Source organism: Desulfosporosinus burensis (genome assembly GCF_054657535.1).
The window spans coordinates 130,525-152,313 of the sequence record NZ_BAAHYN010000012.1 but is presented as its reverse complement, the minus strand read 5'-3'; the positions used below and the strand labels follow the sequence as shown (position 1 = coordinate 152,313).

At 44.4% G+C, this 21,789-nt stretch carries 17 protein-coding genes and 2 rRNA genes; 7 read left to right on the top strand and 12 right to left on the bottom strand.

Annotation, left to right across the window (positions count from 1 at the left end; translation table 11 throughout):
- Positions 1–5 precede the first annotated feature (5 nt).
- Genes hypE through hypF form a run of 4 tightly spaced genes read right to left on the bottom strand, consistent with a single transcriptional unit; the run spans position 6 to position 4,601 of the window.
- Positions 6–998: a hydrogenase expression/formation protein HypE gene (gene hypE / locus ACYQ3Q_RS20505; RefSeq protein ID WP_459930357.1), complete on the bottom strand. Its 993-nt coding sequence runs from the start codon at positions 996–998 to the stop codon at positions 6–8.
- A complete protein-coding gene (gene hypD, locus ACYQ3Q_RS20500; protein ID WP_459930356.1) occupies positions 998–2,089 on the bottom strand; it encodes a hydrogenase formation protein HypD in 1,092 nt (363 codons plus the stop codon). The genes hypE and hypD overlap by 1 nt, the downstream gene beginning before the upstream one ends.
- The gene (locus ACYQ3Q_RS20495) at positions 2,073–2,303 is read right to left on the bottom strand and encodes a HypC/HybG/HupF family hydrogenase formation chaperone (protein ID WP_459930355.1); all 231 of its coding nucleotides are present in this window, start codon (positions 2,301–2,303) and stop codon (positions 2,073–2,075) included. Before ACYQ3Q_RS20495 ends, hypD begins: the two co-directional genes overlap by 17 nt.
- Positions 2,304–4,601: a carbamoyltransferase HypF gene (hypF, locus tag ACYQ3Q_RS20490; RefSeq protein WP_459930354.1), complete on the bottom strand. Its 2,298-nt coding sequence runs from the start codon at positions 4,599–4,601 to the stop codon at positions 2,304–2,306.
- A 297-nt stretch (positions 4,602–4,898) separates the two neighbouring features.
- Here hypF and ACYQ3Q_RS20485 point away from each other — a divergent pair, with 297 nt between their 5' ends.
- The 5 genes from ACYQ3Q_RS20485 (at position 4,899) to ACYQ3Q_RS20465 (ending at position 11,325) form a co-directional block, all read left to right on the top strand.
- Positions 4,899–7,103 carry a sigma 54-interacting transcriptional regulator gene (locus ACYQ3Q_RS20485; RefSeq protein WP_459930353.1) on the top strand — a complete coding sequence of 735 codons (2,205 nt, stop codon included), beginning with the start codon at positions 4,899–4,901 and terminating at the stop codon, positions 7,101–7,103.
- A 481-nt stretch (positions 7,104–7,584) separates the two neighbouring features.
- Positions 7,585–8,658: a hydrogenase small subunit gene (locus tag ACYQ3Q_RS20480; RefSeq protein WP_459930352.1), complete on the top strand. Its 1,074-nt coding sequence runs from the start codon at positions 7,585–7,587 to the stop codon at positions 8,656–8,658.
- Positions 8,659–10,221 carry a nickel-dependent hydrogenase large subunit gene (locus ACYQ3Q_RS20475; RefSeq protein WP_459930351.1) on the top strand — a complete coding sequence of 521 codons (1,563 nt, stop codon included), beginning with the start codon at positions 8,659–8,661 and terminating at the stop codon, positions 10,219–10,221.
- 16 nt (positions 10,222–10,237) lie between these two features.
- The gene (gene cybH / locus ACYQ3Q_RS20470) at positions 10,238–10,828 is read left to right on the top strand and encodes a Ni/Fe-hydrogenase, b-type cytochrome subunit (RefSeq protein WP_459930350.1); all 591 of its coding nucleotides are present in this window, start codon (positions 10,238–10,240) and stop codon (positions 10,826–10,828) included.
- A 2-nt stretch (positions 10,829–10,830) separates the two neighbouring features.
- Positions 10,831–11,325 (top strand): HyaD/HybD family hydrogenase maturation endopeptidase, encoded by a 495-nt coding sequence (locus ACYQ3Q_RS20465; protein WP_459930349.1) that lies wholly within the window; start codon positions 10,831–10,833, stop codon positions 11,323–11,325.
- Positions 11,326–11,564: 239 nt separating this feature from the next.
- Here the strand turns inward: ACYQ3Q_RS20465 and hypB are convergent, their stop codons facing one another.
- Together hypB and hypA are read right to left on the bottom strand one after the other, a co-directional pair.
- Positions 11,565–12,242: a hydrogenase nickel incorporation protein HypB gene (gene hypB / locus ACYQ3Q_RS20460; protein ID WP_459930348.1), complete on the bottom strand. Its 678-nt coding sequence runs from the start codon at positions 12,240–12,242 to the stop codon at positions 11,565–11,567.
- Positions 12,243–12,584, bottom strand: a complete 342-nt coding sequence (gene hypA, locus ACYQ3Q_RS20455) for a hydrogenase maturation nickel metallochaperone HypA (RefSeq protein ID WP_459930347.1) — start codon at positions 12,582–12,584, stop codon at positions 12,243–12,245. It lies immediately after the preceding gene.
- Between the two features lie 293 nt (positions 12,585–12,877).
- Here hypA and ACYQ3Q_RS20450 point away from each other — a divergent pair, with 293 nt between their 5' ends.
- Positions 12,878–13,099 (top strand): alpha/beta-type small acid-soluble spore protein, encoded by a 222-nt coding sequence (locus ACYQ3Q_RS20450; protein ID WP_034146038.1) that lies wholly within the window; start codon positions 12,878–12,880, stop codon positions 13,097–13,099.
- Between the two features lie 206 nt (positions 13,100–13,305).
- On the opposite strand, the gene larA is transcribed toward ACYQ3Q_RS20450, so the two are convergent.
- Complete coding sequence (gene larA / locus ACYQ3Q_RS20445) at positions 13,306–14,559, bottom strand: nickel-dependent lactate racemase (RefSeq protein ID WP_459930433.1); 1,254 nt, start codon at positions 14,557–14,559, stop codon at positions 13,306–13,308.
- Positions 14,560–14,603: 44 nt separating this feature from the next.
- Positions 14,604–15,467: a methyl-accepting chemotaxis protein gene (locus tag ACYQ3Q_RS20440; RefSeq protein ID WP_459930346.1), complete on the bottom strand. Its 864-nt coding sequence runs from the start codon at positions 15,465–15,467 to the stop codon at positions 14,604–14,606.
- 241 nt (positions 15,468–15,708) lie between these two features.
- On the opposite strand from ACYQ3Q_RS20440, the gene ACYQ3Q_RS20435 reads away from it, so the two are divergent.
- A complete protein-coding gene (locus tag ACYQ3Q_RS20435; RefSeq protein WP_459930345.1) occupies positions 15,709–16,101 on the top strand; it encodes a YmaF family protein in 393 nt (130 codons plus the stop codon).
- Positions 16,102–16,322: 221 nt separating this feature from the next.
- Here the strand turns inward: ACYQ3Q_RS20435 and ACYQ3Q_RS20430 are convergent, their stop codons facing one another.
- From ACYQ3Q_RS20430 to ACYQ3Q_RS20415, 4 genes are all read right to left on the bottom strand, one after another.
- Positions 16,323–16,655, bottom strand: a complete 333-nt coding sequence (locus tag ACYQ3Q_RS20430) for a type II toxin-antitoxin system RelE/ParE family toxin (protein ID WP_459930344.1) — start codon at positions 16,653–16,655, stop codon at positions 16,323–16,325.
- Entirely contained in the window at positions 16,652–16,942 is a 291-nt protein-coding gene (locus ACYQ3Q_RS20425; protein ID WP_459930343.1) for a type II toxin-antitoxin system Phd/YefM family antitoxin, read from the bottom strand. The genes ACYQ3Q_RS20430 and ACYQ3Q_RS20425 overlap by 4 nt, the downstream gene beginning before the upstream one ends.
- Before the next feature lie 489 nt (positions 16,943–17,431).
- Positions 17,432–17,547, bottom strand: a 5S ribosomal RNA gene (gene rrf, locus ACYQ3Q_RS20420).
- Positions 17,548–17,785: 238 nt separating this feature from the next.
- Positions 17,786–21,341, bottom strand: a 23S ribosomal RNA gene (locus tag ACYQ3Q_RS20415).
- Positions 21,342–21,789: the final 448 nt, after the last annotated feature.

Sequence of the window (21,789 nt, the reverse complement as noted above, 5' to 3'; positions counted from 1 at the left end):
CCTTCTTAACAAATACGGGGAAGGTGTTCACCTTCAAGCATGCCAACAATTCGTTTTCCCCCCAGAGGAGTTTCTAATAGAACGAGCCCCGACTTACCTTCTTTTACTTGCCCAATACGAGTAGCTTGGCATCCCAGTGGGTGTGCTTGCATATTTCGAAGAACTTCTTCTGCCACTTCTGGGGCGACGATGACCAATACTTTTCCTTCGTTTGCTAAATAAAGGGGCTCAAGGCCTAGCATCTCACAGGCCCCTTCCACGCTAGGAGAAAGAGGCAATTGTTCTTCTACTAAGAGCATGCTTACTCCAGCTTGCCCAGCCAATTCATTGAGTGTCGTCGCGACACCACCGCGGGTAGGGTCTCGCATACATTTAACTCCTGGCATATAAAAGGCGTCAATAAGTCCGTTTAAAGGTGCACAATCGCTAACCACCGGAGTTTGAAATTCAAGTCCTTCTCGCTCAGATAAAATCGCGATCCCATGGTCTCCTATAGTTCCGGTAATCAGGATTTCATCACCTGGCCGAATCAGCCCTGGACCCACTAAACGATCTGTAATATACCCAATCCCAGTCGTGTTTATGAAGATTTTGTCCGCACTCCCGCGTTCCACGACTTTTGTATCCCCACAGACAATCGCGACGGCTGCTTCCGCGGCAGTAACAGCGACACTCTCAATAATCCGTTCCAACTCAGCCAGGGGTAAGCCTTCTTCTAAAATAAGCGCCAGTGTTAAAAACTTAGGGATCGCTCCACTCACCGCCAGATCGTTGACCGTACCACATACTGCTAGCTTACCAATATTTCCTCCGCGAAAAAACAAAGGAGAAACCACGAAAGAGTCTGTGGTTACGGCAATCTGCTCTTGCCCCGGTAACAAAGAAGCATCATTCATTTGATCTAGAAATGGGTTTCCCAAGTGTTTCTGGAAGATGGTTTTAATTAATTCATGACTAAGCCGTCCACCGCTTCCATGGGCCATCATAATACGTTCCATTAATCCACACTCCTCTGTGAGTATCTGTGATAAGCGGCACAAGACCCTTCGTTAGACACCATACAAGGTCCTACAGGCTTGAGCGGTGTACAGCGTTTACCAAACAAAGGACATTGTGTCGGATAAAGCAGTCCTTTTAAGACATCACCACACCGGCAACCCGGAGTTTCCGGAGAATGAAAAACTGGTAGGGCAAATTTTCGCGCTGCATCCCAGGCCCAATAATCTTCCCGTATACCCAAGCCACTAAGAGGGATTATTCCTATCCCTCGCCAGGACGCATCGACAGGCTCAAAGACCCGTTCAACAACCCTTTGTGCATGAGGATTTCCCTCTGCTTTGGCAACACGCTTATATTGAATTTCAATTTCCGAGCGCCCCTCAGCACGTTGACGAAGGAGCATAACGATGGCTTCCAAAATATCTAGGGCACCAAATCCGGTCACCACGCCTGGCAAAGCATAGTCTTTAGCCATAAATTCGATCGGTTTAATTCCGATAATGGCACACACATGTCCAGGATCCAAAAAGGCATCGACAACCAGTTCCTTGTCTTCTGCCAACAGTTTTAAGACTGGGGGAACGACCTTATGCATGGATAAGACGCTATAATTCTCGATTCCTTCTTGTTTGGCTGTTTCTAAACTTAAAGCTACCGTAGGGGTCGTCGTTTCAAACCCAATCCCCAGAAAAGCAACCTCTTTGTCTGGGTTTTTACGGGCTAACTCTAAGGCATCTTGGGTCGAATAAACAACTCGAACATCCGCCCCTTCTGCTCTTAAAACTTGTAAATTTTTCTCTGTCCCGGGCACTCGAATCATATCCCCAAAGGTTGCGGTAATAACCTTAGGCTGGGCAGCTAAATAAAGATAACGGTCAATATCACTGCTATCTGTTACACAAACCGGACAACCTGGTCCGGAAATTAAGCGAACCGTCTCTGGCAACAACTCACGAAGTGCATTTTTGGCGATGGCCACTGTATGCGTTCCACAAACTTCCATGATCGTCAATGAACTCTGGGCTAAGGCCTGGATTTCGGACAAATAGTCACCTGCTTTTGCTAAAAGCTCCTTACTCTCCTTCTGCATAGGCTTCGGCTACCTCCAATAAAAGTTTTTCCGTTTCTTTTGCGCTCTCATCATCGATAATTCCAATGGCAAATCCCGCATGAACTAAAACGTATTCGCCAATTTTAACCTCTGGGACCAAATCGATACTCACTAGACGTTCATTGCCCATCATATCCACTTTGGCCATTGATCTTTCGAGCGTAACAATCTTAGCAGGAATGGCTAAACACATTTATAACACCTCATTCGCAATTAATACTTGTCCGAAGGCTAGGCCTCCATCCCCCGGAGGGAGGCTTCGAGAACGCAAGACTTTAATTCCTTGGGTTTGACAGTTCCGAAGGACTGCTTCACTCATGAGTTTATTCTGGAACACCCCTCCACTCAAAACCAAAGGACCATCACTAACCCCTAATTGCAGCGCTAGATCTACAATAGCCTGAGCCATAGTTTGATGAAAACGATAGGCTATTTCACCTCGACTCACGCCTTGGAGAACGTCACTTACTAGTTCTTGGAAGAGTGGTCTGACCCCAAGGATAAGCACCCCGTTCTCCTCTCTTACTTCATAAGAATAGAGTAATTCTAGGTTTTCCAGCCTATGTTCTGCGTCTTCCAGTCGCTGTTGCTGCAAGAATCTTGTCCCAACGCTTTCCAGTTCAATCGCCGCTTGTCCTTCATAGGTTACCTTGGTACACACACCCAGTAAGGCGCTCACCGCGTCAAAGAGCCTACCTGCACTCGAGGTTTGGAAGATTTGAACACCAGTTTCCAGTTGACGATCTAAGATCTGACGTTCAAAGCTGGAAAGAGTTGACCAAAGGGGCTCAGTCTCTTCCCACGCTTCACTCGAAAAAAGAGTTTTAAGATAAGAATAAGCAATTCGCAAAGGCTGTTTGGCACCCGCATCTCCCCCGGGAAGCCCCAAGTACTCAAGATGTGCCTTGCGTTCATAACCAAAGGCGTTGCCATACAGAAATTCAAATCCCCAGATACATTGATCCTCTCCGAAACCAGTTCCATCACAGATAACCCCCAGTGTCGGTTCGGTTCTGTCCCATTCCCCCAACACACTAACTAAATGGGCATGATGATGTTGTACTGCATGTTTAGGCCAAGTCTGTTCCAGGGCAAATTTCGTCAGTTGGTAGTTTGGATGTTTATCATAGGCAATCCCACTCGGCGTAGTATTGACGACACGTTGAAAGGATGCTAGTTCCTGGTGAAAGCGCTGGAGATTTTCATACCCTTCCATATCTCCAATGTATTGACTTACAAAAGCCCTCTGCCCAGAGGCGAGGCAAAATGTATTTTTAAGTTCTCCCCCGACACCGAGAAGTGGGCTAGTGATCTGAGTCGACGACATTAGAATCGGCAACGGAACATAGCCGCGAGCTCGCCGAAAAAAAACCGTCTCGTCCCCAATAACTTGAACAACAGAGTCGTCACACGGGTGGTAAATATCTCGATCATGGAACAGGAAAAAGTCGGCAATTTCCTTTAATTCTTCTAGAGCTTCAGCATTCTTGTAAATAAGTGGACGACCACTGAGATTAGCACTCGTCATGACTAAAAAGTCATACGGTCCTGCAAATAAAAGCTGGTGTAACGGTGTATAAGGAAGCATAATTCCTAGGGAGTGGATACCTGGCGCGATATCCTCGGGCAAAGAATTTGCAAGCCTAAACTGCCTTTCCAAAACAACAATCGGGGCAGCCGGACTTCGCAACAACATCTCTTCTTTAGAGCCAATGACCACCTCATCGCGAGCTTTTTCTACTGACCGTGCCATTAAAGCGAAAGGCTTGGCCCCCCGCTCTTTTCGTTCGCGCAAGCGGCGTACAGCTTGCGCATTGCGGGCATCACAAACGAGATGAAAACCCCCTAGCCCTTTTACGGCAAGAATCCCACCTTGAGCAAGCTGATCTATTCCTAGACCTGGGAGCAGTCGACCAAGAGCATCACAGAGTTGAACCTTGGGTCCACAATTTACACAGGCCACGGGTTGAGCATGAAAACGCCGATCCCAAGGATTTTGATATTCTACGGCACAAGCTTGACACATTGGGAAATCAGACATAGTCGTTTGTGCTCGATCATACGGAACATCACGGATAATTGTATAGCGCGGACCACAATTGGTGCAATTCGTAAAAGGAAATTGGTAACGTCTGTTCATCGGGTCCGCCATATCTTGTAAACAATCTCCACACGTTGCAACGTCAGGTGAAATTAAGACATCCGCCTTTTCTTCTGCTTCACTTTCAACAATTTCAAACATTCTATACTTATTAAGCTCTATCTTAAGGGTTCGTACAGTTACAATTTGCGCCAAAGGAGGGGCTTCCTTAAGCAGACGATGATAAAACAAATCGAGATTATCCCCTTCGGCATGGATAGTTACACCACGGCTTGAGTTATTCACCCACCCTTTGATGCTCATTTCTTGGGCGAGTTTAAAAACAAACGGCCGAAACCCTACCCCTTGTACAATTCCATTGATGTAAATCGCCTTTGCCTGTAAAGTCATATCTTAACAACCAGCTTTCAATACTTTTCCTTGTATTACGTTTCCCTCTAATCCTCTCTATTGTACACGCCTCGCTGTATTTCCTTCAAGGGAATAATAGTAACATAATTTTTGTTAAATAAAATCAGATATTTTGGACCTTGACAAAGTTGGAATATTGCCTATAAACTAAGAAAAAGTGTACAATTATTAGACATTTATCCCGTGTGACTCCCTCTTCTCCAAGTGGGAGTAACTCGATGTTCAGCTTTAGTTGAACGAGTTCACTAGATAAAGACCCCTTAGGAGGGTATTATCATGTCAATCGTTAGCACAATAGATGATAAATGCAAGGCCTGCTATTCCTGTGTGCGAAATTGTCCAGTAAAGGCTATCAAGGTAGAATTGGGTCAATCACGAGTCGTAGAAGAACGTTGTATCAGTTGTGGCAATTGCGTTAGGGTATGTCCCCAAAATGCTAAGCAAATTGTCAGTTATGTCGATGAGACAGAAAAATTCTTGGGCCGTGAAAAGGTAGTGGCTTTACTGGCACCTTCTTTTCCTGCTAGCTTTCACTATTTGGAGCCTGCAGAGTTTTTTGAAGCACTTAATGAGTTAGGTTTTACAGATGTATTAGAAGTAACTCTCGGTATTGAATTAACTGTCCCGGCTTATCAGGAATTTTTGGCTACAAATCCTGAAATGGCTATTAGTTCATTCTGTCCCGCTATTGTTGGAATGATCGAACGACAATTTCCATCCCTCTTGCCTTATCTGGTACCCGTTGATTCGGCTGTTTTAGCGGCAGCTAAATATGCATCTTGGAAGTATCCCCGGGCTAAAGTAGTTTTCATTGGTCCCTGCATTGCTAAAAAACAAGAAATGATTGATTTTGGTACTGGTTTTCTGGATGCAGTACTCACCTTTAAAGAGCTAAAAGGAATGTTTGATTCGCGAGGATTACATGAGAACCAAGATCGGACTTATAAAGCGCCAGAGGGTTTCAGTTCTCTGCCACCACTTTTTCCGATTAGTGGTGGTCTAGCCCGCAACCTTGATCCCCAGGGGATTCTTTATCGAGAAGAAGAAATAGCGGTTGTCGACGGAAAAGAGGATTCTCTACATTTTTTGCAAAACCTGCATAGTGGAAAGGTAAAATTTCAATTTATCGATATACTTTTGTGCAAAGGGTGTATCGATGGACCAGAAATGGACAGTCCTCTAGACTTATTTAGCCGGAAGCATAGTATTTTAAGATATGCCAAAAGCAAGGAGAAAGACAGTTTGGGGACAATACCCTTTTTTGACTTGCAGCGCAGCTTTACAAACCGCTATAATCCTTTGCCTGAACCTACTCCGACTAACATTAAAGAGATTCTACGCTTTACTAATAAATTCACGCCTGAAGATGAGCTTAACTGCGGTTCTTGTGGCTATAATACCTGCCAGGAAAAAGCTGTCGCTGTATACCAAGGCCTAGCGGAAATAGATATGTGTTTACCCCATTTGTTGGAACAATCCCGCGGTGAATTTGAAATCTATAAAGAGCGCTTAAATTTCAAAAAGGTCTATAAAGAGAATGAGCAATTTCTGATTGGAGAGAGCAAAAGTACTATGGAATTACGGCGTTTGGCAGTCCAAGCCAGTCGCAATGATGCCAACGTTTTAATTCTAGGCGAAAGTGGCGTAGGCAAAGAGGTTTTTGCCCATCTTACCCATTTTCTAAGTAAACGGCGGGATAATCCCTTTATCGGAATAAACTGTACTGCTCTGCCGGAAAACCTCTTGGAATCAGAACTGTTCGGGTATGAGGAAGGAGCTTTTACAGGGGCCAAAAAAGGTGGCAAACGTGGTAAGTTCGAAATAGCTGAAGGCGGAACCATCCTTTTGGATGAAGCGGGAGATATGCCTTTGACTCTTCAGGCCAAACTTTTGCGTGTTCTACAAGAGAGAGAGTTTGAGCGAGTAGGTGGTACTCGAACCATAAAATTGGAAGCCCGAGTTATGGCAGCGACTAACCGAGATCTCCAGCAGCTTGTTAGAGAGGGAAAGTTTCGAGCAGACCTTTATTATCGCTTAAATGTGATTAATATTTATATTGACCCACTTAGGGAACGCAAGGAGGATATTGCACCACTGGCTATTAACTTCTTGCACAAAATTACTCAAACTAAAAAAATATCCCCTAAGATTTTCTCAGCAGAGGCCTTAGATTGCCTGATGCAATATAATTGGCCGGGAAATGTCCGGGAACTAGAAAATATAATAGAACGACTACTTTATTCAGTTGAAGATAATGTGATCAAAGTGTATCATTTACCACAATTTTTAGGTGGTTATATCGAGAATTACCAGGCTTTGGAGATTCAGCCGCTTAAGCTAGCAGTGCAAGATTTGGAAAGGAAAATGATAACTCAGGCTTTGCTCAATACAGGTGATAACCGCGCAGCCGCCGCCAACTCTCTTGGGATCCCTAGAGCTACTTTCTACCTGAAACTTAAAGAGTATGGGTTCTTAGATTAAACTTTCGCACAGTCTTAGTGTCTATAACTTGTACATGTACAAGTTATAGACACTAAGAGCCAGGACAAGCTTATAAAGGGCGTTAATCCGAAAATAGCAATGGCTCAATAATACTGAATTGTCTAAATATTGGACAAAGTGGCCATAATAGAGCCTTATTATGGTGGCACGCAATTTGCAAGTATATTGTTAATTAACGAAAGTTCAAAAAATTCAAAAATTTACTAAAGTATCTTAAATGGAGGTGGAAACAAAATTTCTCTCAAATAGGGTCCTCAACAAATCTTTTTTATAGGTTTTTTCGGTCGCTCCATCATTGCCATTTATTTTATTACCCCATTATTTTCTTATTACTTTTATCCTTTTTTACTAACCCTTTTAAAAATAGTCTAGAAGTAATTAAGCGTTAATACTCTTTGGTATTAATACTTGCCATCCCCAACCAATAAGACAACACAAATTAGGAGGTGTTCTGCAAAGTATGGGTAATTTCGATTTACTCAAAGCCAAAGGGGTTTCTCGTCGTGATTTTATGAAATTAATTGCAGCAACAACAGCAGCACTTGGCCTACCCGAGCTTATTGTCCCTCAAGCGGCCAATGCCGTAGAACAAGCACTAAAAAAACCACCTGTTATCTGGCTGGAAGGTATGGATTGTACCGGATGCACAGAATCCGCCATTGCCACATTAAACCCTTCACCCGCCGAACTTATTCTAGATATGCTCTCGATTCGCTATCATGAAACTATTATGGCCGGATCCGGTCATACATCAGAAGAAGCTTACCAAGAAGCCCTTAAAGAACAATTCGTTCTCGTCGTAGAGGGGTCCTGTCCTGCCGAAGAAGGCCGTTTCTGTAAGATTGGAGGAAGGCCCTTCCGCGATATCCTGATTGAATCAGCCCAAAAAGCTCAAGTGATTATCGCCATTGGCAGTTGTGCCAGCGAAGGGGGCGGCATTCCAGGGGCTTGTGCGACTGGTGCCGTCGGCGTGGCGGAAATCCTCAGAAAACAGGGCATTAACAAACCCGTGATTAACCTTCCTTGTTGTCCGGTCAAACCGACTACTTTAATTGGCACTATTCTATACTACTTAACCTATAAAAAAGCTCCAGAACTTGATTCACAAAATCGCCCCGTTGTCTTCTACGGAAGTTTGTTACATGATAACTGTCCACGGCGCGGTCACTTCGAAAATGGTGAATTCCTAACCGATTGGAACGACCCTATCCAAAAAGAGTATTGCCTGATTCTAAAGGGCTGCAAAGGTCCGAAGACTTACACCGACTGTGCGCAAGTATGGTGGAATGACAACGCCAACTACTGTATAAATGCTGGATCTCCATGTGCCGGATGTTCAGAGAAGGACTTTTATGATGGATTTAGCCCATTATATGCTAAACAAGAAATGTTTAAGCTTCCGGGTATAGGCCAGGTTAATGCAGATACCGTTGGGGCCGTTATCGGAGGGGCTGCAGCAGTCGGCTTAGGGGTCCACTTAATTGCGACAGCAGCCAGCGGAAGACTTAAAAAGGATCATAAGGAGGACATGTAGATGGCGAAAGTAGTTATCGATCCTTTAACACGCATTGAAGGACATTTAAGAATTGAAGTAGAAGTCGAGAATGGTAAAGTTGTTGACGCACATGTTATAGGTACCATGTACCGGGGAATTGAACCTATGCTCCGTGGTCGTGATCCTCGGGATGCAACGTATGTTACAGAACGTGTCTGCGGAGTATGTGCCGGCTCCCATGGCTGGGCGTCCTCATTAGCCCTGGACAAAGCCTTTGGAGCAAACGTTCCAGCCGGCGGTCGGATTATCCGAAACCTGATCCTAGGGGCCATGTGGTTACATGACCATCCGCTGCATTTTTATCACCTCAGTGCCCTTGACTACCTAGATGTCATGGCTGTAGCTGAGTACAAAGGCAAAGATCCTGGACTTCTGGCAGTTAAAGATAAAATCGTGAAACTTGTTATGGCCGGAGACACCGCTCCTTTGACCCCTCGCTACAAACCGGATGCTTTCAGTGTTAACGATCCGGAATTAGTAACGATGGCTGTCGCCCACTATCTTCAAGCCCTAGAGATGCAAGCGAAGGCCAAGAAAATGTCCGCCCTTTTTGCCGGGAAACAGCCCCACCAATCTTCGATTGTCGTTGGTGGCGTAACGATGCTTCCTAACATTCAAACAGTTGAGCAATTCCGGTCGATGCTATTTGAGCAGCTCGATTTTATTGAAAAAGTTTATTTGCAAGATGTTTTAACATTTGGTACTGGCCCACTTCTACCGTTAGCCCAAGCAGGTGTCGGTGGAGGAAGTCCTCACTATCTTTCGTTTGGCGCATTTGCTCGTGACGATGCTGGTAAAGATTTATTTCTTAAAGCTGGTGTCATCATGGATGGCAATTTAAGCAATATCTTACCGGTCGATGAGAAGAAAATCACGGAGGATGTTCAATATTCTTGGTATAAAGCCAGCGCTAATGGTAAAACCCCATTCACTGAGGATACTGTACCCGATCTGGATAAGAAGGGTGCCTACACCTTTGTTAAAGCTCCACGCTATGCTGATAAACCGATGGAAGTTGGACCTCTCGCTCGTATGCTTGTTATGCAACCAAAAGGGCTTATGGACATCATTGGCAAGTATAATATCAAGCCGGGTGCTGTAGCACGTCATGCTGCCCGAGCTTATGAAACCCTCCTGCTCGCTAAGGAAATGTTCTCTTGGTTAGATGCTTTAGAGAAAGAAATGGGATCTAAGGAATTTCGTATCCATGATACTGCACATTGGGAAGCTCCGGTTACTGGGCAAGGTGCTGGTATGGTTGAAGCTCCAAGAGGCGCCCTTGGCCACTTTGTCAAAGTTGCCGATCACAAAATTGAGAACTATCAAATGGTCGTTCCAACTACCTGGAACTTCTCTCCAAGAGATGACAAGAGTGTCCGTGGTCCACTGGAACAAGCCTTGATCGGCGTACCCGTTCCCGACCTTGACAATCCTGTAAATATTGTACGGGTAGTCCGGTCCTATGATCCATGCCTTGCCTGTGCAATTCACCTCATCAATCCAGTAACTAACAACATCCAAAAATTCCAGATCGGCTGGTAATAAAGGAGGGAAGGACATGTCTAGCCAATTAGACTTAGACCACCCATTGTTTCAGCGCGTTAGCCACTGGATCAATTTGATTAACTTTTTGATTTTAATCATTACAGGTTGGTTCATTCATTCCCCTTATCCTGGAATGCCTATGAATCTAATCAGAAATTTACATTTCATTTTCATGTATCTCTTAATCATTAATGGTATAGTACGGTTCTATTTCTCCTTTTTTGGAAAGCATAAAGACTATAAGTCCTTCTTTTTTGACTCACAAGATGTCAAAACAACTTGGCCACAAATAAAGTATTATTTATTTATGGGCAAGCATCCAAAAACAGGTAAATACAATCCTCTTCAAAAAATGGCCTATATTGCCTTACCTATTATGGCTGTGCTTCAAGCCGTAACAGGATTCATACTCTACAAAGGGGAACAATTGGCTGGCCCAGCCGGTTATTTCGGAGGTTTAGCTGCTGTACGCGGCTTCCATTACCTCCTAATGTGGTTATTTATCGCAGTGATCGCTATTCATGTTTATCTAGTCTTTACCGCAGCCTATGAACAATTCTTATTTATGTTCTTCGGCAAGATTAGAAAGGAGAAGAGCATATAAACATGCAGTCACCAAAAATTATGGTGATGGGAGTAGGAAACATCCTCTTATCTGACGAAGGTTTAGGAGTTCGCTTTTTGGACCAACTAGCTAAAACTACGCTTCCCGACAATGTAGAACTACTTGAAGGGGGTACGGCCGGGCTTGAACTCGTCCATTTGATACAAGATATCGACTTTCTGATTATCGTCGATGCCTTTAATGCAAACGCTGAACCTGGGGCATTGTTCCGCTTTCAGCCAGGAGATCTTCAAATCATCCCTGAACAATACGAAGTTTCATTTCATCAAATAGGCATAATAGAGGTCCTTGCCATGGCTAAGGTATTAGGCCAGGCTCCACAAACCCTAATTTTCGGTGTTCAACCTAAAAGTTTAGAATGGGGATTGGATATCAGCCCTGAAATCGAAGCGCTCTTTCCTCGTCTAGTAGAGTTTGTTCTCAAAGAAGTCGATTCCATTCAAAGCGAAGGGAAATTCACTGCAACGCTGGATTAAAGCCAACATAAAAAACACACTGCTTAAGTAAACTCAAAGAATTACTTAAGTAGTGTGTTTCTTTTTTCTTTTTTCTAACTTTGCTATTTCCCTATATGACTCTCCGTATTGTTAACTAGGAGGAGCTTACTATGTCTCGACCCCCTTGTTCGAGTCATGATCGTCGTCTAACTGGCGCTAAGCCAACTGGATAAGATCAACTAAACTTAGGATGGCGTAGAAGATCATCTAGTTTGGTTTTATTGATTATCCTGATAATTAGCGACTTCTTGTTTTAGCCAATTTGTCCATTCTTCCAGCCCGTTTCCTTTACGGCAAGAAACTTCGAAAATCATGATGTCCGGATTAATCGCCAGAATATCCCGTCTCATATTATCCATATTTACATCTGTCAGAGCTTCCAGATCCATCTTATTAAGTACAACCACTTTGGCATTGCGGAAGATCACAGGATATTTTGCGGGCTTATCATCCCCCTCTACAATACTCAAAACAATAACCTTAAAAGCTTCTCCTAAATCAAAATCCGCCGGACAAACAAGGTTTCCAACGTTTTCAATGATTAAAAGGTCTATTCCCTTCCCCTCAAATTCAGGTAGTACTTTGTTGACCATTTTACTATCTAGATGGCATCCTCCGCCAGTATTAATCTGAATAACCGGAACCTTGTAAGCGGCAATGCGATCTGCATCTTTACTGGTAAAGATATCCCCCTCAATTACTCCCACCTGCATGTTCAGCATTAACAGTGGTAAGGTTTTTTCTAAGAGGGTCGTTTTCCCTGCTCCTGGTGAGCCGATCACGTTGATCACTAAACAATTACTTTTTCTGAAATGAGCGCGATTCAGATCGGCTTGCCTATCATTTGAACTAAGTAAGTTAGCCATGACCTCGATTTCACGACGGTTTGATTCCATTTATTCAACCTCCAGACTTTCAAGTAATAGTTCCTCACCCTGTATCACATCTATACCTGAATTTTGACATTTGGGACAGAGAAACAGCATAGTTGCTACCGCGAATTCTTCATGACATGTTTGACAACGCCCCCGCACCGAGACACGTTCTACTATCAACTCTGCTCCTTCACATAGTGTACCCTTGCTATAGGCTTCAAAGGCCATTTTTAAGGCTTCAGGTTCTGCATTGGTCAACTCTCCGACCTTAAGCTTAACTTGCAATACACGCTTTATATCATGTTGGGATAGGGTCTGTTCTATAACCTCAAATACCCCTCCCATCAAAGACATTTCATGCAAAGATTATCACTCCTCGTATAGCATTGTATCCTCTCCATCTTATCATCATAATTCGACGGGACGTGTGGATATCCTTTACAATCGCTGTAATAATTCGGAATTATCAGAAGAACCAACCCTAAAAGGCTGGATCCTTTTTCTCTAGAGTGAACTCGTTCAAATAAAGATGAAGACTAAGTCTTAACGTAACAGGCTAGCTGATGTTTCTATAAATTTGTATAGGGTTTTCTATGCTGGATAGGATAATAAATGAGTTTCAAGTACAACAACTGAAATAAAGGAGGATGGTAAAAATGAGCCGTAATAAACCTGAGGTTCCTGAATCCGAAAGACAGTTGGATCAACTAAAATGGGAAGTCGCTGAAGAATTAGATTTAGACGATGATATTCAAGAAAAAGGATATGCCAATATGACTACCCGAGAAGTTGGTCAAATCGGTGGAAACATGGTCAAAAAGATGATTACCTATGCTGAAAAGGAAATGGCAGAGCAAGGTGCGGATATTATGGATTAACGGAAGATACCGCTGGACAATAGTTTAGGAGCGACCACACTAACCTCGTAAGATAATATATATGGTTATTAAACAAAAAGGAATGGGGCGATCGGTCATGAAACATCGTCCCTTTCACTTATCTTTCTGCCCTAAAATAAGAATTCATTTCATTCATCAGTGATGCCGCTTTAGCGGCATGGGGATTCGATATATATAAAGCCGACTTATTCCTCCACGTATGGAATAGTCAAGGGACCAAGTGGCAATACTGCAATACTCATTTTCTCGCCATATTTACCCATCAGTTCCTTCAAAGTTTGTTCAATATCCTTCGTCTGATTAAGCATGGCGATTTTGATTGATTCCTCAGGTAGTAAAGAATATACATATACATCTGCCCACTCCTGAATCATGGCAAGTCTTTGTGCTTCCCACTGATCGAACATTTGAAATGAAGGGTCATTAATCATTTCTAAGAGTTCCTTTGGAGATTCTCGCATCTGCAATATTTTAACGAAGTTACCGTGTTCGGGCATCCCTTCACTACATTCAGCTGCGCAAATGATTGTACCTCCTTGTTTAACGATCATACGGGCAGCATCCATGCCCTTCACTGCTTGATATAGATTCTGGTCAAGAGGGTAACCAGCGTTTGTTGTAATGACCACATCGTAACGTTCATCACATTTAATCATGGCATGCTCTTTGACATATGTACACCCAACAGCATGGGCCGCAGTCAGTTCACCAGCAAAAACATTCGTGATCTCTTTCTTCCCGTTCAAAGCGACATTGAGAAGAAAATCCGGCTTACAAAAATTATTGACTTCCCTTGTCATTTGTTGAAGAGGATTTTTGTCTAAGATACCCCATGTAGCCATCGGGTCCCCTATCATTCTAGCATTATGGAACGTCAGAATAGTTTCAATGCCCGCTATGCCGGGCATAATTCCCTTGGGCCCTCCCGAAAAGCCTGCAAAAAAGTGAGGTTCGATAAACCCTGTCACAATTCTAAAGTCAGCCTCAACATATTCTTTGTTAAGGTATACCTCACAACCGTAGCTACTTGTTCCTAGATGTGTCAATTCAGATTTTTCGTGACAATGGTGATTGATAATTCGTACTGAATCAACAATTGTCTCTCCTAACATTTCCACGAACTCTGGTCTTGTTTGGTCACGGTGCGTCCCAAGACCATTAATAATCGTAACATTCTCAAGCGGAACATGAGGTAGCTCCTCTAATATCCAAGGTATTAACTTATAGTTAGGGGTTGGCCGAGTAATATCGCTGATTACAATGACGACCTTATCCTTAGACTTAACCATTTCGCGGAGGGGTTTAGTACCGATAGGATTGCGCAGAGCATTTAGGACAAGTTCATGATCATCCTCAGGCAACTCCAAAAAGGTGGGTTCTACAATCCTCGTATCCTCAGGAACGTTCACACTTAGTCCACTTTTTCCATAAGCTAACATTACATTCACAAAAACATCCTCCTATTCTCTGATTCAACCCGCTTTCATAAACTAGTAGCTAATGTTCTTAACTCACTACTTACTAGTTGGACTCCATCAATCAATTTAGCAATTTCCTGATTGGCCTGTGCTTGTTCTTGTGTAATTTCACGATTACGCAAGGAGCTTTCGGTGATTTTTTGGATTATTAATTGGAATTCAAGTAATATTCCACTGATCTCACTAGCAGAACGATTACTTTCTTCTGCCAATTTCCGCACTTCTCCAGCAACTACCGAAAAACCTCGACCTTGTTCGCCAGCCCGTGCAGCTTCAATAGCTGCATTCAAGCCTAATAGATTAGTTTGCTTGGCCACTTTCCTAATAAGTTCTAAAATACTTGAGGTAGAATGTAGCTGATTTTTACCTTGTTCCGCTTCTTCAGCAATGACATGGCTTATCGCCGCAACTTCTTGGGCAGAAGCAGCAGTTTGTTGGACTGCACTCGCGGCTTGTTCGATCGCTGTGGTTAGAACCTGCACTTGATTACGAATGATAACTTTCAGTTCCTCATCCCTTAACAACATCACAACCAACCCAGTTGCAATTTTAGCAACAGGCGTAACTATATCCAATGGTCCGGCAATTCCAAAGGTACCGATTTTAACTCCATCTACCTTGATTGCCTCATTATAACCCTCTTTAAGCTTTCCCTCAGAAGCTTCTGCTTCTTGAATTGTGACTACAGTAAAGTCAATGTTGTTTGTTAATATTTTCCGACTCCCTTTATGTTGCACACCTATCCTAGTTTTGGCTGAATCAGCAATGATTATCCCCGTTTCATCACAAACGATCACAGAATATCCACATTGATCATGAATAAAATTAGCAATTTTATTAGCAACATCCTCACTCAACTTAGAGACCATTAATCATCTCTCCTTATAAGCTGATTCTATATCACATTATACCACAATTGTCTGATGGCCGGACCAAGAATCTATATTATATATTGTTCCTTAGTCTATATTGTATCACATCGAATGCACCTGTAACCAACGTGGAAACTACCACAAATGACAAACTCTTATGTTCTAGCAAGAACAAACATAGTTAATCTCCTTCGCTCGTCTTTATCCATATAATGGTATTAAAGATTTTTGAGAAGAGGTGATTTTGTTGTATCAGGCTGCAGAGATATTTCACGTTCATAACTATAGCATTCCCACTACTTTTGACGACGGTCACACCCACAGAGTATTTGGTGTAACCAGTCTCGGAGTTTTAAAAGGAAATACCCACCTCCATTACTACCGTGGGTACACCACCCTAGAAGATGGTCATGTCCATTACTTTGGAGGTGTAACCGGACCTGCCATCTTCCTACCCGGTGGCGACCATATCCACAACTACAGAGGAGTTACGAGCTTTAACGATAGGCATAGACATGCCTACGCCAGGACAGACTCTCCTTCTTATTCTTATAGTGGCCAAACAAGGGGACAGGTGCCTTGTTTTGCTAAATGCTTGATGCTCGAAAAACCCTTGTTCAAGAACACTTAAAGACTGCCTATCAAACTTAGAGGCAGTCTTTTACTATTTCTTGGGAGAATTACTTTTTCAAAGGCGAAACAGGGGGAAAGGTGCGTTGTTTTGCTAAAAGCTTAATGCTCGAAAACCCTGTGTTCATGAACAATAAGAGACTGCATCTAAAGATAGATATAGTCTCTTACTATTTACTGATGCACTACTTTCTCAAGGCCTATGCCTCAAGTATCATTGCCCTAGAGATAAATGAATCTTTCAAGTAATATGTCCTCTACATTTCTTCTTCCATCGATCAATGCAAGCACCCATACCTTATTCTCTTCTGTCTTATAAATAATTCGCCAAGGCGGACTAATTAATTCCCTGTAAATCATGATACTATAATATCTTAATTCGGAAACAATTCGTCCTTGTAGAGGCATCTGCCGTAAGTTATCTGCTTTTTGTCTAATAGCAAGATAAACACGCCTTGCTTGAATGTGACTATCCGCTGCAATGTATTCTATTATTTTTTTCAAGTCCTGCTGAGCAGTTTGCGTCCAGAAGACACAATGTTCGTTTATAGTCATGATCTTATATTATCATAGTTATCTAATTCACGATCTAAGCTTGAAAAGAAGTCTTCCTGTGCTAAAACTTTCCCCTCAACAATATCACATTCCCCTTGGGTCAGTAATTTTAACAAGCCGAGAGCCTTTTTCATGTTTTCATAGGATTCAGTATCTACTAAAACCGCCCTAGCTTCTCCATTTTGGGTTACATAGACAGGTCTGCGGGTCTCATTCACCTGTTCCAGAATTTCGGCAGCATTGGCTTTAATATAAGAGATGGGTCTAATATCTTCTTTAATATTCATTGCATCATCCCTCCCTATACAAATATAGTACCAAATTAAGTCCGGAAGGTCAAGGATTGTAAAACTCAGCAGTAGGATCGAACGGGTGGAACACCGGTACCTCGTTCTACAGTATAACGAACACAGAAAGGACTACCTCATTAGAGATAGTCCTTTCGCTTGTTACCTGAAGATACGATAGGCACGATAGTCTCCAGTGGAGAGTATCGCCGAGCCACCCACCCTAAAGGAACACTTCGTGGCGAAGGTGAGCCTATCGCCACACTGCGACTCATAACGCAGACTCCAGCAGTGAGGATCCTACTTTCCCAGGGGCTATGCCCCAAGTATCCTCGGCCCTGGAACGAAAGGCGGATGAGCCTTTCGCCACACTGCGACTTGTAACGCACACTCCTGCAGTGTGGATGAACGGGTAAAACCCCAGCCCCATATTACAGTATAACTAAACACAGAAAAACTATCTCGTAAAGAGATAGTTTTTCGCTTGTTACCTGGCGATGACCTACTTTCCCAGGGGCTATGCCCCAAGTATCCTCGGCCCTGGAGGTCTTAACTTCCGTGTTCGATATGGGAACGGGTGGAACCCCTCCGGCATGATCACCAGATGCGGAATCGAAGTCCGATGTCCGAAATCCGAAGTCCGAATTTGTATGTTTTCTAAAGAAAACAGGATAAGGAATTATCCTTAACCGCTGTTCTCTCAAAACTGCACAGAGTCTATTATCTAGTAATTGTCGTTAGAATTTGAGCCACTTACCTAGTTTTGTTAGCAATCTCGAAGTCCTCCGTCCTCAACCGTCCGTCCTTTCGGACCTCGGACTTCTGACCTCGGACCTCGATTATTAGGTCAAGCCCTCGACCTATTAGTACCAGTCAGCTCCACACGTCACCGCGCTTCCACACCTGGCCTATCAACCTGATCATCTTTCAGGGGTCTTACCAGCTTACGCTGTGGGAAATCTCATCTTGAGGTCGGTTTCGCGCTTAGATGCTTTCAGCGCTTATCCGCTCCGAATATAGCTACCCAGCTGTGCCTCTGGCGAGACAACTGGTACACCAGGGATTCGTCCATCCCGGTCCTCTCGTACTAGGGACAGATCCTCTCAAATTTCCTGCGCCTGCGACGGATAGGGACCGAACTGTCTCACGACGTTCTGAACCCAGCTCACGTACCGCTTTAATGGGCGAACAGCCCAACCCTTGGGACCTACTACAGCCCCAGGATGCGATGAGCCGACATCGAGGTGCCAAACCTCCCCGTCGATATGGACTCTTGGGGGAGATAAGCCTGTTATCCCCAGGGTAGCTTTTATCCGTTGAGCGATGGCCCTTCCACTCGGTACCACCGGATCACTAAGCCCGACTTTCGTCCCTGCTCGACTTGTTGGTCTTGCAGTCAAGCTCCCTTATGCCTTTACACTCTGCGCGCGATTTCCAACCGCGCTGAGGGAACCTTTGGGCGCCTCCGTTACTCTTTAGGAGGCGACCGCCCCAGTCAAACTGCCCACCTGATACTGTCCTAATCCCCGCTTCAGGGGACCTAGTTAGAACTTCAGTACAAAAAGAGTGGTATCCCACCGTTGACTCCACCAAGGCTGGCGCCCTAGCTTCTTAGTCTCCCACCTATCCTGTACATTTTATACCAAAATCCAATGTCAAGCTACAGTAAAGCTCCATGGGGTCTTTCTGTCCTGTCGCAGGTAACCCGCATCTTCACGGGTATTACAATTTCGCCGAGTCCCTCGTTGAGACAGTGTCCAGATCGTTACACCTTTCGTGCGGGTCAGAACTTACCTGACAAGGAATTTCGCTACCTTAGGACCGTTATAGTTACGGCCGCCGTTTACTGGGGCTTCAATTCAAAGCTTCGACCCGAAGTTCCAAACCCGATTCTTCGTTCCATTCTTTTCGAACCTCGAACTTCGAGCCTCGAACTTCGAGTCTAACCTCTCCTCTTAACCTTCCAGCACCGGGCAGGTGTCAGCCCCTATACATCTCCTTTCGGATTAGCAGGGACCTGTGTTTTTGTTAAACAGTCGCCTGGACCATTTCTCTGCGGCTCTTCTTGCGAAGAGCGCCCCTTCTCCCGAAGTTACGGGGCTATTTTGCCGAGTTCCTTAACGAGGGTTTTCTCGCGCGCCTTAGGATTCTCACCCCATCTACCTGTGTCGGTTTACGGTACGGGCACCGAGAGAGCTCACTAGAGGTTTTTCTTGACAGCTTGGAGTCGGTTACTTCGCTACTCATTTTCGCTCCCCGTCACGTCTCAGACTTCTCGCAGGGCGGATTTGCCTACCCTACATCCTACTCGCTTGGGCCAACTCTACCAACGGTTGGCTTAACCTATCCTTCTGTGTCACCCCATTGCTCAAACGCTTCTCGCTGGTACTGGAATGTCAACCAGTTGTCCATCACCTACGCTATCACGCCTCGGCTTAGGTCCCGACTTACCCTGGGCGGACGAGCCTTCCCCAGGAAACCTTAGATTTTCGGCGGGAAGGATTCTCACCTTCCTTTTCGCATACTCATACCGGCATTCTCACTTCTATCCACTCCACCAGCCCTTACGAGCTGACTTCTCTGCTGATAGAACGCTCCCCTACCCCTCAGAGGTCAGTTGTCAGAATCCAGAAGCCAGATTATTTCCATTTTTGGTGAAGAGTATATAACTGTTTGCCCAGTTCATCATATCGTTCAAACAATTTTGCAAATACAACTTCTTGGATATAACCTAGATCTTTTGCTAGTTCTAACAACACCTTGGTTTCGTCTTTCGACCCTTGTGCCATTGCAATTCAGTAATCAGATGTCGGATACCAGATATCAGATACTTGTTCTGACCTCTGGCTTCTGCCCTCTGTATTCTGGAATTCCAAGTTCGTACTTTTCAAAGTCGGGGAATTTTAAGGTTAGTTTGTGGACTTCAAGTGCCAATTCATAAGATATTTGATACACTCTTAGATCACGATAACTTTCTATCATACTACCCTCATTTTCCGACTTCTGGCCTCTGTCAACTGACCTCTGAAGCCATAGCTTCGGTGATACACTTGAGCCCCGTTACATTTTCGGCGCAGAACCACTCGACCAGTGAGCTATTACGCACTCTTTAAATGGTGGCTGCTTCTAAGCCAACATCCTGGTTGTCTGTGCAATTCCACATCCTTTCCCACTTAGTGTATACTTAGGGACCTTAGCTGATGGTCTGGGCTGTTTCCCTTTCGACTATGAAGCTTATCCCCCACAGTCTGACTCCCAATCTAAATCGTATGGCATTCGGAGTTTGATAAGGTTCGGTAACCTGGTAAGGCCCCTAGCCTATTCAGTGCTCTACCGCCATACGTCATCAATTGAGGCTAGCCCTAAAGCTATTTCGGGGAGAACCAGCTATCTCCGTGTTCGATTGGCATTTCACCCCTACCCACAGCTCATCCCCTGCCTTTTCAACGACAGTGAGTTCGGGCCTCCAGTGGGTTTTACCCCACCTTCACCCTGGCCATGGGTAGATCACACGGTTTCGGGTCTACAGCATGTAACTATTCGCCCTTTTCAGACTCGCTTTCGCTTCGGCTCCAGCTTCTCGCCTTAACCTCGCTACATACCATAACTCGCCGGTTCATTCTACAAAAGGCACGCTGCCAGCCGAAGTCCGAGGTCAGATGTCCGATGTCCGATGCATGTACTCCTTTTAAGAATACCTGGATCGGACTTCGGATTTCGGACCTCGGACCTCGACCTACAACTGCTTGTAAGCGCACGGTTTCAGGTTCTCTTTCACTCCTCTTCCGAGGTGCTTTTCACCTTTCCCTCACGGTACTTGTTCGCTATCGGTCGCTAAGAAGTATTTAGCCTTGGGAGGTGGTCCTCCCTGCTTCCCACGGGGTTTCACGTGTCCCGCGGTACTCAGGATTCCCTCACAGTTTGATTCCCTTTCGTTTACAGGGGTGTTACCTTCTCTGCCCGAACTTTCCAGTTCTGTTCAGCTAAGGAATCATTCTTAATAGAGGGTCCTACAACCCCCTACCCGAGATCAGAATTCCGATGTCCGATGTCCGATATAAGCATTCCTCTTGAGATTCAGCTTAAGCTCGGACTTCTGACTTCGGACCTCGGATCTCGAGTAGGGTTTGGGCTGTTCCCGTTTCGCTCGCCGCTACTCAGGGAATCGATTATTCTTTCTCTTCCTCCGGGTACTTAGATGTTTCAGTTCCCCGGGTTGCCTTCGTTAACCTATGTATTCAGTTAACGATAACCGGATATGACTCCAGTTGGGTTGCCCCATTCGGGTATCCACGGATCAAAGCCTGCTTACGACTCCCCGTGGCATTTCGCTGTTAACCGCGCCCTTCATCGACTCTTAGCGCCTAGGCATCCACCGTACGCCCTTAGTAGCTTGACCTATTGATCGCTACTTCTAGGTTGATTTGAAACTTACGTTTCAAAGTGAATTCTTTCGACTTTTTACTAGATTATTTCCTCTATGCAGTTTTCAAAGAACATTACGCGATGCGCGAAGTTCGAGGCGCGATGTTCGAATCGAAGTTTTAGCCTTTGGGCTAAAACAAGATCGTTATCTTACTTCTATATTCACGTTCGCTGAAAAATATAGGATCGGTAGTCAAGCATTTCTGCTTTAACTTCAATCCCGTCTGACTGAGTTTCCATTTCACAAAACCCTTCGTCCAACTCCCGTTATCCTTTCGGATCTCGGACATCGGACTTCGGACCTCGATCATCTGGTCTCTCAAAACTAAACAACAGCTCTTACCAATGAGTTGCCGATCCCTCGGCATGAGTCTTGCGACTCTAATGATCTCTCGCCAGACGTTAAGTCCTTTAAAAGAATC

Coding starts and splice junctions, on each gene's coding strand:
- hypE (WP_459930357.1), bottom strand. CDS start 998: ATGGAACGTATTATGATGGCCCATGGAAGCGGTGGACGGCTTAGTCAT.
- hypD (WP_459930356.1), bottom strand. CDS start 2,089: ATGCAGAAGGAGAGTAAGGAGCTTTTAGCAAAAGCAGGTGACTATTTG.
- larA (WP_459930433.1), bottom strand. CDS start 14,559: ATGTTAGCTTATGGAAAAAGTGGACTAAGTGTGAACGTTCCTGAGGAT.
- ACYQ3Q_RS20475 (WP_459930351.1), top strand. CDS start 8,659: ATGGCGAAAGTAGTTATCGATCCTTTAACACGCATTGAAGGACATTTA.
- ACYQ3Q_RS20440 (WP_459930346.1), bottom strand. CDS start 15,467: ATGGTCTCTAAGTTGAGTGAGGATGTTGCTAATAAAATTGCTAATTTT.
- hypB (WP_459930348.1), bottom strand. CDS start 12,242: ATGGAATCAAACCGTCGTGAAATCGAGGTCATGGCTAACTTACTTAGT.
- ACYQ3Q_RS20425 (WP_459930343.1), bottom strand. CDS start 16,942: ATGAATATTAAAGAAGATATTAGACCCATCTCTTATATTAAAGCCAAT.
- ACYQ3Q_RS20450 (WP_034146038.1), top strand. CDS start 12,878: ATGAGCCGTAATAAACCTGAGGTTCCTGAATCCGAAAGACAGTTGGAT.
- ACYQ3Q_RS20485 (WP_459930353.1), top strand. CDS start 4,899: ATGTCAATCGTTAGCACAATAGATGATAAATGCAAGGCCTGCTATTCC.
- cybH (WP_459930350.1), top strand. CDS start 10,238: ATGTCTAGCCAATTAGACTTAGACCACCCATTGTTTCAGCGCGTTAGC.
- ACYQ3Q_RS20465 (WP_459930349.1), top strand. CDS start 10,831: ATGCAGTCACCAAAAATTATGGTGATGGGAGTAGGAAACATCCTCTTA.
- ACYQ3Q_RS20480 (WP_459930352.1), top strand. CDS start 7,585: ATGGGTAATTTCGATTTACTCAAAGCCAAAGGGGTTTCTCGTCGTGAT.
- ACYQ3Q_RS20495 (WP_459930355.1), bottom strand. CDS start 2,303: ATGTGTTTAGCCATTCCTGCTAAGATTGTTACGCTCGAAAGATCAATG.
- ACYQ3Q_RS20430 (WP_459930344.1), bottom strand. CDS start 16,655: ATGACTATAAACGAACATTGTGTCTTCTGGACGCAAACTGCTCAGCAG.
- hypF (WP_459930354.1), bottom strand. CDS start 4,601: ATGACTTTACAGGCAAAGGCGATTTACATCAATGGAATTGTACAAGGG.